At 42.8% G+C, this 15779-nt stretch carries 10 protein-coding genes; 9 read left to right on the top strand and 1 reads right to left on the bottom strand.

The genetic code is table 11. The features are described 5' to 3' along the window. The first annotated feature begins 29 nt into the window (after nucleotides 1-29). The 9 genes from PHC76_RS03970 to PHC76_RS03930 all read left to right on the top strand — a co-directional run bounded on the left by PHC76_RS03970 (nucleotide 30) and on the right by PHC76_RS03930 (nucleotide 12709). Nucleotides 30-1397 (top strand): TolC family protein, encoded by a 1368-nt coding sequence (locus PHC76_RS03970; RefSeq protein WP_299971214.1) that lies wholly within the window; start codon nucleotides 30-32, stop codon nucleotides 1395-1397. Continuing rightward, the gene (locus PHC76_RS03965) at nucleotides 1394-2179 is read left to right on the top strand and encodes an efflux RND transporter periplasmic adaptor subunit (RefSeq protein WP_299971216.1); all 786 of its coding nucleotides are present in this window, start codon (nucleotides 1394-1396) and stop codon (nucleotides 2177-2179) included. Before PHC76_RS03970 ends, PHC76_RS03965 begins: the two co-directional genes overlap by 4 nt. A gap of 9 nt (nucleotides 2180-2188) precedes the next feature. Then, nucleotides 2189-3796 carry an efflux RND transporter permease subunit gene (locus PHC76_RS03960; RefSeq protein ID WP_299971218.1) on the top strand — a complete coding sequence of 536 codons (1608 nt, stop codon included), beginning with the start codon at nucleotides 2189-2191 and terminating at the stop codon, nucleotides 3794-3796. Continuing rightward, a complete protein-coding gene (locus PHC76_RS03955) occupies nucleotides 3796-5505 on the top strand; it encodes an efflux RND transporter permease subunit (RefSeq protein ID WP_299971221.1) in 1710 nt (569 codons plus the stop codon). Before PHC76_RS03960 ends, PHC76_RS03955 begins: the two co-directional genes overlap by 1 nt. Nucleotides 5506-5524: 19 nt before the next feature. Beyond that, nucleotides 5525-7324: a hypothetical protein gene (locus PHC76_RS03950; RefSeq protein WP_299971224.1), complete on the top strand. Its 1800-nt coding sequence runs from the start codon at nucleotides 5525-5527 to the stop codon at nucleotides 7322-7324. A 120-nt stretch (nucleotides 7325-7444) separates the two neighbouring features. Further along, nucleotides 7445-8110, top strand: coding sequence for a response regulator transcription factor (locus tag PHC76_RS03945; RefSeq protein WP_299971227.1), 666 nt, complete (start codon nucleotides 7445-7447; stop codon nucleotides 8108-8110). 3 nt (nucleotides 8111-8113) lie between these two features. Then, the gene (locus PHC76_RS03940) at nucleotides 8114-9376 is read left to right on the top strand and encodes an ArsS family sensor histidine kinase (protein WP_299971230.1); all 1263 of its coding nucleotides are present in this window, start codon (nucleotides 8114-8116) and stop codon (nucleotides 9374-9376) included. An 88-nt stretch (nucleotides 9377-9464) separates the two neighbouring features. Continuing rightward, nucleotides 9465-11189 (top strand): glycoside hydrolase family 18 protein, encoded by a 1725-nt coding sequence (locus tag PHC76_RS03935; protein WP_299971232.1) that lies wholly within the window; start codon nucleotides 9465-9467, stop codon nucleotides 11187-11189. A gap of 83 nt (nucleotides 11190-11272) precedes the next feature. Beyond that, on the top strand, nucleotides 11273-12709 hold the full coding sequence (locus PHC76_RS03930) for a YdiU family protein (protein WP_299971235.1): 1437 nt from the start codon (nucleotides 11273-11275) through the stop codon (nucleotides 12707-12709). On the opposite strand, the gene PHC76_RS03925 is transcribed toward PHC76_RS03930, so the two are convergent. Next, nucleotides 12693-15638: an HNH endonuclease gene (locus PHC76_RS03925; RefSeq protein ID WP_300209805.1), complete on the bottom strand. Its 2946-nt coding sequence runs from the start codon at nucleotides 15636-15638 to the stop codon at nucleotides 12693-12695. The two genes, PHC76_RS03930 and PHC76_RS03925, sit on opposite strands and share 17 nt — an antisense overlap. Nucleotides 15639-15779 lie beyond the last annotated feature (141 nt).

Raw genomic sequence — 15779 nt, 5'->3', positions numbered from 1 at the left:
TAAATATATCACAAGGATGGTCTTTACGAATGGCATCTCCCACGCAAAGTCTTGCTCTTACACTCCTCCTCGGTGCTCTCAATCTTAGTGGTTCTTCCCTCTCGCTGGATGAGGCTATAACGCTTCTCAAAGAACAAAATTTGGAGATTAAAGCTTCGTCATTAGAGGCAAAAAATGCTTCTAATGATGTCTCTCTTGCCCAAGGATATAATTTCGGTTCGCTCGATTTTACCGAAAATGTTGTCCGATCCAATGATGCCGGCAACGTATTTGGATTTAAACTCAGTTCACGCGAAGCCAATTTCGGTGACTTCGGAGCACAAGAGTTCATGAACAATTTTATGGCTGGATCACCAGACTATGTCACTCCTCCGAACAACCTCAATTACCCCGGTTACCAAAACTATTTCCAAAGCAAACTCACTTATATGGTTCCCCTCTATACGGGTGGGAAGTTAAGTAGTTATTCCAAGATTGCTACTGAAATGGAGAAAATCAAACAACTCGATACAGCCAATGTAACCGCAGAGAAAATCTATGAAACCCGTAAAAGCTATTACGATATGGCACTGCTCGAACACTCAATCCAAAAACTCAAAGTTATCCAAAAAAACATTGCTACTTTAGAGACAACGACCGAAGAGATGCTCAAAGAGGGGTATGCCAAAAAAGTGGATCTCCTCGAAGTAGAGGCGAAAAAATCGAATGTTGATCGGATGATCGCTGAGATGGAGGGGAATAAAAAACTCCTCTACCATTACATCAGTTTTTTACTTAATCAAAATGTGAGTGAGATTACAGTCCCGACCAATGATCGTGCCACCTCAACTGTCACCGAAGCCGACGTTATCGCCAACAATAACGATCTCAAAAAAGCGGCACACGGGTTAGAAGTACGCTCATCCATGGTCGATGTTGCCTATGCACCGCTTCTTCCGACACTCGGAGCATTTGCCGAAGCTTCCAGTGCTGATAATACCTTTTTAGGAAATTTCAAAGATCATGCCGCGTATACTGTCGGAGCACGCTTAAGCTGGAATCTTTTTAACGGAGGGGTAGATCATTACGCACTTGAAAAAGCTCGAATCGATCATCTTAAAACCGCAACGGAAGTAGAGCTAGCCAAAAAAGGGATTGCCCTCCAATACGATAAAACCCGTACCGAAATCGATACTCTCGATATCCAAATAACCTCTTTGGAAAAAGAGTTGGAGTTCTCAACCCAAATTTACCAAAACTATGAGGGACGTTATCGTGAACATCTCGCTTCTATGAGTGATCTCATTATCAAACAATCGGAGCAAATAGAAAAAATTATTAATCTGCAAATGATTAAAAACAAACGAAATGAGCGCATTTTCGCGTTAGAAAAACTTAGCAACGGAGCTAAACAATGAAACTACTTTTATCACTACTCACACTCAGTTCTGCCCTCAGTGCAGCCGGTCTAAGCCTCTCAGGTGTTATAATTTCCGATAATCAAAAAATGATTACCAGTCGTAACATGGGATTTGTTACCAGTGTTAATGTCTCTGAAGGTTCCCAAGTACGTAAAGGCGATCTTCTCTACACCATCGATTCACGCGAAATCGATTCGGCTAAAACACAAGTCGATATGGGGATTGCTCAAGCGGAATTATCCCTGCAAATGTACCAAAACCAATATGAAAACGTCAAAGTCAATCTCGAACGTAACCGACGTTTGCTCGCACAAGACATGGTAAGTCGATATGAAGTCGAAAATCTGGAATTGGCTGAAAAAAACCTCAAAAACACCATTAAAATTTCTGAACGTCAAGTGAGCCAAGCCAAAGCACGCCAAAGCGAAGTGACCAACCAATACCAATATTTACGGATTGTTGCCCCTAATAGCGGAGTCGTTATCTCTAAAAATATCAAAGTGGGTGAGATGGCAATGCCGGGGATGCCCGCGATTGTCCTCTCAGATTTAAGCACCCTAAAAATCGAAGTGGAAGTGGCGGAAAGTAATCTCAAACTCGCTCCTGTCGGTAAAAAAGTAAAAATCACTATCCCCTCAATGGGCTATGTAGGAATCGGAACGGTCAGCTCCGTCATCCCAAGTTCCAACCCGATGACCCATACGTTCAAAGTCAAAGTCTCCTTTAGCGCCAAACAAACCGTCTACCCAGGAATGTACGCTACAGTTGAGCTCAACTAAGGGGTTAGGATGTCTTTTCACACTGCACCGTATCATCCTAAAGATTCTGCCGGAAAACTAGCCAAGGGGTTTTTACGTAATCCACTCACCCCTATTTTAGGGATATTTCTCCTTGTAATCGGCTATATTGCACTCATCATGATGCCACGTGAAGAGAATCCCCAAATGGTGGTCAGTGGTTCAACCGTCATCATCGCAATGCCGGGAGCTACCGCCAAAGAGATAGAAAATGTTATCGTCAAACCGTTAGAGCGTAAACTCAAAGAGGTTAAGGGGATTGAAAATCTCCACGGTATGGCAATGGATAATGTCGCCGTTATCAATGCCGCCTTTTTTATCGGTGAAGCAAAAGAGGACTCTAACCTCAAGATTTATGACAAAATCATGCAAAACATCTCTATCCTCCCAAAAGGGGCGATGCAACCGATTATTAAACCCCTCGATATCGATGTCGATATCCCTATCGTCTCCGTTGCGTTTTATTCCAACAATCCGAAAATGGATCCAACACAACTTTATGATCGTGTCAAAGAGATTCAACACCACATCAACGGTTTGCCTAACGTCGCCGTAACCGATATTAAGGGGGCAAAAAAACATCAGTTTAATGTCCAAGTTGATATCAACCGTCTCAGCGGTTATAATCTCTCCCTCGGACAAATCGTTCAAGCGGTTCAAGCTCTCTCCTATAATGTCCCTGAAATCAAAGGGAAAACAGAGTCTAATGAAATCGTTATGATTGGTGTGCGCAACGCTATCGAGAGTGTCGAAGATGTCGGAAATATCATCATCGCCCAATACGGCGGTTCGGCAATCTATCTGCGTGATGTCGCTACAGTAACCGATGGTCAAGATATCCAAAACTTTAAATCCGCATTGGTGAGTGTGAAAAATGAGAAAGGAACTTTTGCTCCCCTCAAAGATCAAGTCACCCTCACCGTCTCTAAACTCCAAGGGACAAACTCAGTTATCATCGCTGAAGCGGTTAAAACGGAACTTGAAAAATACAAAGAGCAAATGAAATCTCAGGGGATCAACTACGTCATCACCCGAAATGACGGTGAACGGGCAAACGAAGCGGTTAATGAACTCGTATTTCACCTCCTCCTCTCAATCGTTATTATCGCTATTTTGCTCATCTTCGTTCTCGGGTGGAGAGAATCGCTTATCGTCACCTTTACCGTTCCGGCTATTTTGGCGATTACCCTCTTTATCGCCTATCTCACTGGACAAACGATTAATCGAATCACCCTCTTTGCTTTTCTACTGAGTCTAGGATTACTGGTTGATGCTGCGATTATTGTTATCGAAAATATTCATCGCCATTTTCATGCACCCGATGCCCATACAAAAGACGCTGACCAACTAATGGTAGAGGCAACCGATGAGATTGGTGCACCGACCAATATTGCTACTCTCGCGATCATTCTCACCATGGTTCCAATGGCGTTTGTTGGACAAATGATGGGACAGTTTATGAAACCGATTCCTGCCAATGTCCCCGTTTCTCTTGTAGCATCACTTTTTGTTGCCTACATTTTTACGCCGTATCTCGCAATACGACTTCTTAAAAAACCTGAACCTCATACCGATGACCACCATGGAAAGGCGCACTAATGTATCAAAAGTTTGAAAATTATCTCTTCAGTGTCCTTGCTTCTCCCGCAAAAAAAAGGCTCTTTTTATGGTTAACTTTAGTAGGGTTCATCCTCTCGGTTGCCATGATTCCGACAAAACTAGTCATGGCAAAAATGCTTCCCGGCAAAAATAATGATACCTACTCGGTCTATATCGATCTCCCTACCGGAAGTTCTATCGAGCAAACCACACACGTTAGTGAATGCGTCACGAAAATTCTTCAGAAAGAGCCTGAAGCTCTCGATATGGAAGTATTTTTAGGTTCGGGTTCACCACTCGATTTTGCAGGTCTCATCAAAGGGAGCCATTTTAAAAATTCTGAAAATGTTGCCGAAGTGGTTCTCAACCTCACCAAAAAACATGATCGAAGCGAGCCATCTTACATGATGGTGCAACGTCTCCGTCCTGTGATTCAAAAACAGTGTGAAATCCTCTACCCGCAAACCAGTATCAAATTTGTCGAGCCACCTGCCGGTCCTCCGACAATGGCGGCTATCGTAGCGGAAGTATACGGTAGCGATGCTTCCGGTATTCGTCATTTAAGTGAACGTATCAAAGGGGTATTCCAAAAAACAAATGGTCTTGTTGATATCGATATCATGCAAGATGAGATTTATGATAAATTTGAAGTACGCGTTAACAGCGATAAGATTGCTCGTGCAGGTTTAAATATTAAACATGTCAACGATATTCTTTATCTCGCGTACGAGGGGATGGATATCGCGGTTAAAAACTCAAGCAAAGTTTCCGAACAAATCCCTATCTTTTTGGTTCTTGACTCCGCAGGGAAAAAATTTAGTTCTAAAGATTTGGGAGCAATTCAAATGAAACTCTCCAGTCTGAAACTGCTCAACGGTATGGGGATGATGGTTCCCCTCACTGAGGTGGTGGATATCGTTGCGGTAAAATCGAATCCGATGATCGTGAGTAAAAACCTTCACCAAATGAGTAATGTCCTCGCTGAAACCGATATGGTCTCTCAGGTTTATCCTCTGATGGATGCACGTAATATGATTCTCGATACCTTCAGTGATGAGTACGAGATTACCAAAACCGGTTTGTTCAATCTTCAACTTGTTGATAAAAAGAGCAAAAATATCTATGATCTTAAATGGGATGGTGAGATGAAGGTCACGTTGGATACATTCGTCGATCTCGGAGGGGCATTTATCGCTGCGCTAATCCTCATTTTCTTGTTGATGGTTGTTTATTACAAAAGCTTTGTTCTAAGCGGTATCGTACTGTTGGGTAGTTTTCTCTCTATCGTCGGGGTTATTGTCGGTCATTTCATCATGGATGTGTTTACCGCAGATACTTTTTTCTTAACGGCAACGTCATTGATCGGATTTATCGCCCTCATCGGAATTAGCTCGCGTAATTCTCTCCTCCTCATCGATTTTACCAAATCACTGATGGTGGATAAAGGGATGGAGAAAAAAGAGGCGATAGCCTACGCAGCGGCAACCCGTGCGAAACCGATTTTTCTCACCGCTGCTGCGATTATACTCGCTTCAACATTGCTTGCGAGTGACGCGGTTTTCGGAGGGCTTGGAGTTTCACTTATTTTTGGTACAATAGCAGCAGTTGTCGCCTCTTTGGTAGTTGTCCCTATTTTATTGGATAATTCGAACTTAGAGCAACATTTCAATTTTCATCCACGTAAGGCTGTATCCATCATAGAGCCTTAAAAGATAAGGATAAAACTCTGTGCAAGCTATGAAAATCGTCGCCTCTTCTCTCCAAGAGGCACTAAAGCAGGGATCTCTCACATCAGGGGTCGAGAGTGATAAAATCGATTTTGATCTCCTTACCTATCGCACCTATTATCGTGGAACTGTGGATGAAGAGTGGCGCTTGCTCGAAAATAATACACGACTTGAAGCGGTTACTACCGAAGTAGAGATTCGATCTTCTCCATTTGAAGTACGTCAAGAATACGAGTTTATCCTCCATTCCCCTCAACCTCACCCTGTTTTTGATCTTCGACTCACTTTAGCAATGGACAAATACCGTTCAAAAGCAATAGCTATCATCGACCCCTCCTCTAAAATACCTCTTAAAAAAGGGATACAAGAGTACATCAAGCAAGAACTTCACCGCAAAAAACTCCAGGCAGGATTGCACATCGGTATTACCGACAACGATTTTGATACCCAGATCAATCAATTACTTCTCAAAATTCAAAAAGAAGGTCCTCTTCAAGCCCCCTACAGGATGGCTATTACGGACTATTTCCCCCCATTACAGCCAACCGATGATGCCATCATCCTCCACTACAAAAAAAATAGTAATGTCTTAATCGAAGGGGCAAAAGTAGATGATTTAATCTTTGAATATATTTATGCAGCACCGGGACGTTCAGGAAGAAGTTGCAGTGGTGAATACATCGGTGTTGACGAGCCGAAGATTCGCTATGCAACAGCTTTGAATATAGATCATAATAGTTTACGCGCCCATGAAGATTCCTACTCTATCAAATTTTACGCAACCCAATCCGGTTTTGTCGAGCGAACAAACGGTATTTTTGCCATAGGGCATGAACTGAGACTCAAAAAAGCTGGCTTTAAAGAGACAGGTTCCATCGAAGCGGGTGCGGATAAAGAGATACATGTTAAAATAGATCATAAAGATAATTCAAAAGATGCCGTCGGGTCAGGGGTGAACATTGATGTTCAAACCCTTGATGTTAACGGTACTGTCGGAAGCAATACCAAAATCCAAGCGTGTGATGTCACTATAGGTGCGCAAACTCATAAAAAATCACTCATTGAAGTTCAAGAAAATGCAACTATTCATCTCCATCGTGGCGATTTGAAGGCTAAAAATGCCACTATAGAGATTCTAGAAGCTGGCAAAGTGGAAGCAGTAACTGTCCATGTTACCAAGATGATGGGGGGAGAAATTATTGCGGAAAATGTAATAATCGATACTCTCTATTCCAATGCGCGTATCACTGCCCTTAAATCGATTGAAATTCATACGATTCTTGGAGAGGGAAACAACCTCATCATAGACCCCAGAGCTATCGCATCGTATCAGGAGCAGATCACCCTCTTAGAAAATGAGTTACACGCCTCTGCTCACTACCTCCAACAAAAAGGGAAAGAGTTATTAGCCAAAGAGCTCTCTCTCAAGGGGCAGATGAATCGGATTAAACAAACCCAATTAAAAATAAAAGCCGCTAACGAAAGAAATGAACAACCGCTAAAAGCAGATATTGTTCGGGTACAACAATTTAAATCTGCCCTATCTGATCTCCATAAAGAGCAACAGGATATACACGCATATGAAGAGGAAATGCGTACAAAAGGGCATGAACTTGAAAAACTACTCGATGCTGATTTACATGCGACTATAACCCACCATACAAGTTATAATGGTCATACACGTATCCATTTTATCGATCCAAAAAACTCTCAAAAATATGCAATATCTCCTCAAAAATATGTAAAACTCATCACTCTACGACGTGAAGGTGAAGATAAAAAAATAGTATTAGAAGTGTAAAAAATCAAACTTTCATTATATTAATTATATTTTGTTTGCCTATTATTAACATCACTACGTCATACTTAAGATGTACATCTTTTTTTAAAAATTATCTAATCCCCACTAAAAGAGAGAATAATGCTTCAAGCCCTCATGGTCGAAGATGATCCGGATATTACGACACTGCTCGTCAACTATCTCAAAAACTACGGGATAGCACTTCACGGTGTTTCAACCCCATCTGAGGGGTTGGAACTCTTAGATAATGAACACTTTAATCTTATTATTGTCGATTTAACCCTCCCCCAAATGGATGGATTAGAGTTGTGCAAAGAGATTCGACTCAAAACCGATATACCCATCATCATATCCAGCGCCCGCAGTGATACCAATGATAAAGTGATCGGTCTAAAATACGGTGCTGATGATTATCTCTCAAAACCGTATGAGCCGCGTGAACTCATTGCCCGTATTAAAAGTGTTTTACGTCGCTATAAACCAAGTGTAGAGAGACAAAATCTCCAATTCACACTCGATAAAGAAAAACATAATATTACTTTTAACGGCTCTAGTCTCTCTCTCACACGTGCTGAATACGAAATTCTCACTCTTTTTATCCTTCACAATAACCAAACGCTTAGCCGTAATTTTCTAGCTAGCGCATCGGACTCTATCTCCGAAGAGAGTTCTGAACGTACCATTGACGTTATCATTCGACGTTTACGTCAAAAAATAGAAAAAGATCCTAAAAACCCCCGTTTCATCCACTCTATTCGTGGAAGCGGCTATCGTTTCTCAGGCTAATTAATGGCACATAGTATTTTTCTAAGAATTACCCTCTTTTTTATGGTTACGCTGACTGCCATGATTATTGGCTTCTATTCAATCCACCAAAAGATTCATCAAGAACATACCCATAAACTTGAGATAGAAGCAGGTGAACTGCTCTTGATATTACGACAAAGTATCTTTCTCCCTTCAGCACAGCGCCACAATTTTTTACAAGAACATGGCTACAGCAGTGTCCAGCCCCATCCTGATCTGATAAAAACACTGCATACAGTTTTTAACTCACCCCCTAAAAGCTATCCACCGGAGATACAAGATTCCATTAAAGAGGGAAAAATACAAATACTAAAAGATGAAAATCACCTCTATGTCTATCTCACCAAAGCAACCCCTCCTCTACTTGTCATCAAAACCGATGCTGCTCAACGCTCACTTTGGCCAGAAATGATTTTTATCTCCCTAATAGTTGCCCTTTTACTCCTATATTGGCTTATTATTAAAACCCTATTTCCTCTAAAGAGACTAATCCATTCGATTCATAACTATGCTAATGAGGGAACCTATATCCCCATAAAGAGTACTCAAAAAGATGAAATAGCTCTAGTAGCTCAAGCACTTGATAATGCAATGCATAAGAATCAAACTCTTTTAGAGGCTCGTAGACTCTTTTTACGAAATATCATGCATGAACTGAAAACACCTATTACTGTAGGGAAACTTTCCCTCCCTTTTCTCAAAAAAGGGGAAGAAAAATCTATTTTAGAACGGGCATTTTTTCGTATGGAGAATCTCATAGCCGAACTGGTTCGTGTTGAGCAGATTACTTCAGGAGCGCTCGTCCCCCATTTGGAATGGTGCGAACCCGAACAATTAAGTGAAAAAGCAATTAGCTTCTTATTCCTTACCAAAGAGAGTATTGAGAGTTCTTATGATGGTACGCTCTTTTATGTCGATTGTGATGTTTTCGTAACCGTATTTAAGAATTTGATCGATAACGGTATCAAATACAGCAATGATGGTAAAGTTCGAATTATCCAAAAAAATGAATCACTCTATTTCTATAATAAAGGGGAACCGTGGCCTGCTGAGTGTACTCTCGAAACATTAAGCGAGCCGTTTTTTCACCATCATCAAAATCCGCACAGTTTTGGTTTGGGGCTCTATATTGTCAAATCGATTATTGATGCCCATAATTTTACCCTCTCTTACAGTTACACCGATGGAGAGCACTGTTTTGAAATTTTTTGTCACAATCCACTCGCAAAATCTCCATTGTCTTAAATGAATTTTACTATTAACTTAAGCTAATTAACAATAAAATATATCAATATAAAATATCTATAATTACTTATAACTATAAGGTAGATGGATGAAAGAGATTATTTTTCTATTCATAATAAGTTTGCTAATTATGCTAGGCTCAAACGGTTGTTCCAATGGAGATAACCCATCAACACAGCAACAATCAGAGACCAATATCTCTAACACTGCATCAGGAACATGGGTAACCGGCTACTACGTCATGTATGAGCGTGATATGTTACCTCCTGAAGAGATCGACTGGAGCGGTTTAACCCATATTGTTGTAGCTCGCGTCCTTGCCAATTCAGACGGTACACTTAACACCAACTTCGATTATGATCCGACAAACGGACCTGCCCTTGCAAAAGATATTGCTGTTCGTGCTCACACAGCAGGGAAAAAAGCGATTTTAATGTTGGGAGGAGCCGGTAACGGTGTTCAAATTCGCGATGCTCTAACCAATCATCGTACTCAATTTATTTCCAATCTGATTAGTGCCATGAATACGTACGGTTATGATGGTTTAGATTTAGACTGGGAAGACAATATCGATATGGATCTCTTTATCCTCTTTGCCAAAGAGCTCCGACAAGCTGCCCCAAATGCCATCCTTACCCTCCCCGGAGGACCTCTAAATATCAATTACGATACTGTCGATCCCAAACTTGTCGAAGTGATTCAATACATCGATCAGTTCAACCTTATGTCCTACTACCCAACCACCTCTTGGAGCGGTTCTGGATGGTATTCATGGCATAACTCACCCCTTTCAGGTGTAAAACCCACCACTCCTGTCAGTATCGATGACTCATTGGATCGTTATGTTAAAGCAGGTGTCCCCAAAGAAAAACTAGGGATGGGGGTAGGTTTCTACACCATTTGCTATAACGGCGGTATAACTGCCCCTAACCAAAGCACCGAAAACGGTGTTAGCATCGTAGGAGGTGATCATGAGTACCCCCTTTCCGAGCTTTTTGGAACTAACGGTGCGTATGATGAAACCTCACGATTTTGGGATAACGATGCAAAAGCTTCCTATCTCTCTTTGAGCCAATCTGAACGTCACGGATGTCGTTATGTATCTTTTGAAGATGAAGAATCTCTCATAGCCAAAGGGGATTTTACACGAAATAACAAATACGGTGGGATTATCATCTGGACGATCAATCAAGGGCACGTGAGATCCCATTCTCAACCCAATTTTCTCTTTCAAGCACTACGAAAAGGGTTTATCGAGCCTAACTTCCAACGTAAAGTCGGTATCTCCATTATGCAAGGAAATTCGTGGCTAAAAACCTCATCCACCATGCAACTCAGAGCACTCATCACCGGAACGAGCAACAAATCACTCATCTGGTCGATCACCACGCCCAATTGCGGTTCGATAACCGCTAATGGGCTTTATACCGCACCCGCAACTGAAAAAACCTGTAGTGTTCGTGCCGTTTCTACAGCGGATTCAACTCAAATCGCCGATGCAAACATGACCATTACCAACGTTGAATGGACTCCTCAATTTGATATTAGTCGTACCGGAACACATTGGGTCGAAATAGCCGCAAAAGACAAAGATGTCATCTCTCTATCGTTTGATTTAACCGACGGGACTACACAAGCCATATCTTTGAATTACACCGATTATCTAGGATACCCCCACTTTGCGACCAATTTCGGATTCCCTACGGGCGGGGGGACTTACACCTTTCATGCCAAATCTGCCAACAACCGTTCAGCGAATATCAACCTTAACATCCCCGTTTGTTCCCCTAATAGCGAAGGGATATGTCAATAGATAACTCAGTCATAATCCTAAAAAAAATAAACTGCTTTTAAAAGCACCTAAAGGTTTTATCTTTTTGAGGTAAAACTCTTGGTATGAAACTAACTGACGTAATCCTCACAACACCCTATCTCGATCTAAGTACTATCTTCTACCATGAAGTCTCCCCTACACCACTAAAAAATCCTCTACTTGTCAGCGTCAATCCTGAAGTAGCACAACTTTTAGGGCTTAATCCAGCCCATCTTAATGATAAAGAACTCGAAAATCTTCTCAATGGAACCTTACTATTAGAAGGTTCACGCCCCTATGCAATGTGCTATGCCGGTCATCAGTTCGGGTATTACGTACAGCGACTCGGTGATGGTCGGGCAATCAATCTAGGAGCCCTAAACGGATGGAACTTACAGCTAAAGGGCTCAGGAGTGACCCGCTATTCCCGTCAAGGTGACGGACGAGCCGTATTACGCTCCTCCATTCGCGAATATTTGATAAGTGAAGCGATGAACGCCCTTGGAATTCCCACAAGCCGTGCGCTGGCACTGATCAGTTCTGATGAAAAAGTAGCGCGTGAGCGATGGGAGAGAGGTGCTATCGTGTTGCGTTTAGCACCGTCTTGGATACGGTTTGGAAGTTTTGAGTATTTTTTCCATACCAATAAACACAAAGAGCTTGAAAGCTTAGCCGACTTTTGTCTCCAAGAATCATTTCCACAATTTATAGGCAGTGAAGATGCCTATCTCAAAATGTTCGCTGAAATCGTGAAACGAACCGCAGAACTGATTGCTTCTTGGCAATCGGTTGGATTTAACCACGGGGTAATGAACACCGATAATATGTCCGCCATCGGTATCACCATCGATTACGGTCCCTTCGCATTTATGGATACATTTGAAAGTGGTTACATCTGCAATCATACTGATGCTCAAGGACGATACAGCTACGATAACCAGCCACGTATCGGGTATTGGAATCTTGAACGTCTTGCCCATGCCCTTTCTCCTCTAGTTACCCACGAAAAGCTCCAAAGCGAGTTAGAACAATACGGCAACTATTTCACAAACCAACTTATGCAACTTTTACGTGCCAAACTCGGTCTTGACACGACACAAGAAAACGATAGTGATCTGTTGAGAGCCCTCTTTTCCGTCATGGAAAACGGGCGTATCGATATGACCCCGTTCTTCCGTACTCTTAGCCGTTATGAGGGTAATCGGGATGCACTATTAGCATTGACTCTCGCCCCAAATCAACTCAATGAATGGCTTGAACGATACGACGTGAGGTTAACCGATAACAGCTCATCTGTGGATGAACGTCATAGACAAATGCTCCGTACCAATCCCAAATACGTCCTCAAAAACTACATCCTCCAAGAGGCTATCGATGAAGCGGAGGGGGGGAATTATACACGTGTAAACGATCTGCTCCGTATCGCCCAAAACCCCTATGATGAACATAGTGATTTCGAACGCTATGCAGGGGTGACCCCTCCTCAACACACCAATCTAAAACTTAGTTGTTCGTCGTAGTGCTCTCACTATAACTCAGCCGTAACCCCTCTTCACTCATAACAAACCCATGAATGGCGATTTTCCCCTCATGGACGAGGCGGTGATGGTTGGCACACAACGGAATCAAATTGTAGCGATGGTTAACACCGAAATGCCCTACCCCGCCTCCATCATCAGCAGATGCCTGTGGAACGATGTGATGGACATCATCGACCGCTTCATCGCACAGCGCACATTTAGTAAGGTAGAGTTTACTGTTATAGCGACTCTTTTTCTCTCGCTTTAACATCGAGGCATCATGGCTTTTATCGGTGATTCGTCCTCGGATTTCATAAGCCCTCTTTAAAAAAGTCTCATCCATATGGAGTGATTTAGCAAACTCCAATCCATAGAGGGTACTGCCGCTCCCCGTTTTGAGTTTTCGATCATACACCAACTGATCGGCAACCTCATCATAATACACCCCCAAATGGAGCAGTACAATCCCGCGCGCCTGCTCAATCTCACGCAATGATGAGAGTTGATGCAAATGGGTGGCAAAAATAAACATACTCCCCAGCTCTTGGAGCTTTAATATTGCACTCGCGACGATAGCGAGGGCTGATTCGGTCTCCGTTCCGTGACTGATTTCATCTCCGAGGATGAGGGTATTTTCACTCGCACGGTTAAAGATATTACGCAGTTCCAACATCTCTACGGCGAAAGTAGAGAGCCCTTTATAGAGGTTGTCTTTACTCACAATACGGGTGAGGAGTTTATCGACGGGGGCGAACCGCATCGAGGCGCACGGGACAAAAAATCCCGCTTGTGCCATAACAACAGAGAGCCCGATACTTTTCATCAGCGAAGACTTCCCACTGGAGTTAATCCCATAGAGTAATACCCCTTTGACATCCTCTCCACCCGATGCTTCGAGGGTCGTATGCTCTTCGCTCAAGTGCTGATCTGCCACCCCTAAAAAAAGGTCGTTCGGGACAAAAATACCGTTCTCTTCACGCGACTCGATCAAAGGGTGACGCAGTCCGATAGTTTCGATAAATGCTTTGCCCGATGAAGCGACGATGGTTGGACGGGTATAGCGAAACTTCTGGGCACATTTCGCACCGCTCAAACTCACATCGATAACGGCTAAAAAAGAGATAAGATGCTCGATAGCGTGAGAAAAACGTTTCTCAATCTGCTCTAAATGTTCATTATAACGTTCACGTACTTGGGCAATCATCCGCGATTTTGCCCCCGCATTTTCGATAGAGAGTTCATCGAGCAATGAGGAAGAGAGTTTGACGGTTGTTTTGAGTTTGCGTACCTGAAAATCACGGAAAAAGTAGTGCTGATTGTCCAACGTAAAAAAGCTGTTGTGGAGTGATTCTTCGACGCTCACATAACGGTTACGGGTCATGAGGAGATGATACCCCTCACTCTCCAACCAACCGATAGAGGCATAAGCACTTCCACTTTCGAAAAAAGTATCGATATGATCTATAATCGTTTGTACTTTCCCCTCATTATCACTTTGAAGCTGTGCTAAGGCATCGATAGCGGGGTCAATCCCCTCGTTAAAGAGGTTTTCATCCACCTGATCACGACGAAATTTGGCACACGACTCGATGACAAATATCCGTCGCAGTTCACTCGCGCACAATGCACATTCTTGCGCACTGGGTTTATCATAACGGATTCCAAAACGATCCGCATCCTCAAACAGCTTCTCCGCCGCTTCCAACGAAGCATGAAAATAAGCGAGTTCATACGGGTGCAGTTTCCCCAATTTCAGACGACGCAATATCCGCTCCAGATCATAAACCTCTTTGAGCTTACTTTCTAAAACATCGATATGTTCCCCCATTTTCTCGATTAAATCGTACCGCTCTTCGAGAAGTTTCGAATCACAAATAGGGTTGAGCAACCGCTCGCGCAAAAGTCGTTTTCCCATCGCCGTAGAGGTTTTGTCGATCAGTTTTAACACCGTCATCTCATCCGCATCGCGTGAGATAATCCCCAACTGCTCGCTCGCATTGTTCCCCAAATACATATAACGCGCCGTCCCTAAAAACGTAGGGCGGTTCATCTTCTCGATAATCGCGGGGTCATGATCGATGATTGTATGGATCAACACCGCCAACGATTCAGAGGTATAAGGGTAACGCTCCATATCGAGGTATTCGATGGGGCTGAGGAGAGAGCGTATCTGATAAATCCGCCCAAAAAGTTCGTTTTGATAATCGATTCGGAGCCGTTTTTCATTTTTGTGGCTTCGATGATGACTTTTGAGTTCCAAGTATCGGTTGACCTCATCCTCATCGATTAGAGAATCACAAAACGTTACCACCACCTCAGAGGTCTGATAACTTTGAAGCAGTGTAAACACCTCATCGAGTGCGTATGTTTTGTCTTCTCGTGTACCGTGTATCTCATTGATAAGGGTTTTTCCCGTCCCGACATCGATAGCCGAATACCCTACCGAATAAACCCCGTTGTTTTGATCGATTAGGAGTGACGCGATATAGTTCTCACTCGCTTCAGCGATGTAATCGAAATTTGTCCCCGGAGAGATGATATTGGAGATATAGCGACGGATATGGGGAGGTTCACCCAACTGTTTTACGAGGACGATGGTGTATTTTTTCGACTGTACCAATCGGCTGAGATAGCGTTCGATAGAGACGGTCGGAACCCCTGCGAGGAGAGGGTTTTGGATGGAGTTTTCTAAAATGGTTTTGTTTTTACGGGTAAGCTGAATATTGAGAAATTCGGCGACTTCTTTCGCCTTACCGAGTTTCATCTCCGCATTATTGACCTCATACACCTCGAAAAACGATCCTACTTCGATGATGACGAGGGTATCGGGACCATATTTCGCTTCACACGCCGCTTGAAGTTCGAAATAGATTTCCGAGAGGAGCTTATTTTTATTTTGTAATAACGCCCCTATCTCTTCCGTATTCATCATCTCTCCGCATTATTTCGTCATACCCAAGGGCACAAGAACCTCTTATGAGGTTCCCAACTCGATTGGGAATCCAGCTCTATTTTGGTTTTATTATAACGAAGGGGGGCTAAAAGGAGGCTATATTAGACATATCCGTAA

The sequence above is a fragment of the Sulfuricurvum sp. genome, from assembly GCF_028710345.1.
GTDB lineage: Bacteria > Campylobacterota > Campylobacteria > Campylobacterales > Sulfurimonadaceae > Sulfuricurvum.
The sequence above is the reverse complement of the archived record's forward strand: the minus strand, read 5'-3'. Positions and strand labels throughout refer to the sequence as shown.

Excerpts from the sequence above, each read along its gene's own strand:
- PHC76_RS03935 (WP_299971232.1), top strand. The coding sequence starts at position 9,465 with ATGAAAGAGATTATTTTTCTATTCATAATAAGTTTGCTAATTATGCTA.
- PHC76_RS03970 (WP_299971214.1), top strand. The coding sequence starts at position 30 with ATGGCATCTCCCACGCAAAGTCTTGCTCTTACACTCCTCCTCGGTGCT.
- PHC76_RS03945 (WP_299971227.1), top strand. The coding sequence starts at position 7,445 with ATGCTTCAAGCCCTCATGGTCGAAGATGATCCGGATATTACGACACTG.
- PHC76_RS03965 (WP_299971216.1), top strand. The coding sequence starts at position 1,394 with ATGAAACTACTTTTATCACTACTCACACTCAGTTCTGCCCTCAGTGCA.
- PHC76_RS03925 (WP_300209805.1), bottom strand. The coding sequence starts at position 15,638 with ATGAATACGGAAGAGATAGGGGCGTTATTACAAAATAAAAATAAGCTC.
- PHC76_RS03930 (WP_299971235.1), top strand. The coding sequence starts at position 11,273 with ATGAAACTAACTGACGTAATCCTCACAACACCCTATCTCGATCTAAGT.
- PHC76_RS03940 (WP_299971230.1), top strand. The coding sequence starts at position 8,114 with ATGGCACATAGTATTTTTCTAAGAATTACCCTCTTTTTTATGGTTACG.
- PHC76_RS03955 (WP_299971221.1), top strand. The coding sequence starts at position 3,796 with ATGTATCAAAAGTTTGAAAATTATCTCTTCAGTGTCCTTGCTTCTCCC.
- PHC76_RS03960 (WP_299971218.1), top strand. The coding sequence starts at position 2,189 with ATGTCTTTTCACACTGCACCGTATCATCCTAAAGATTCTGCCGGAAAA.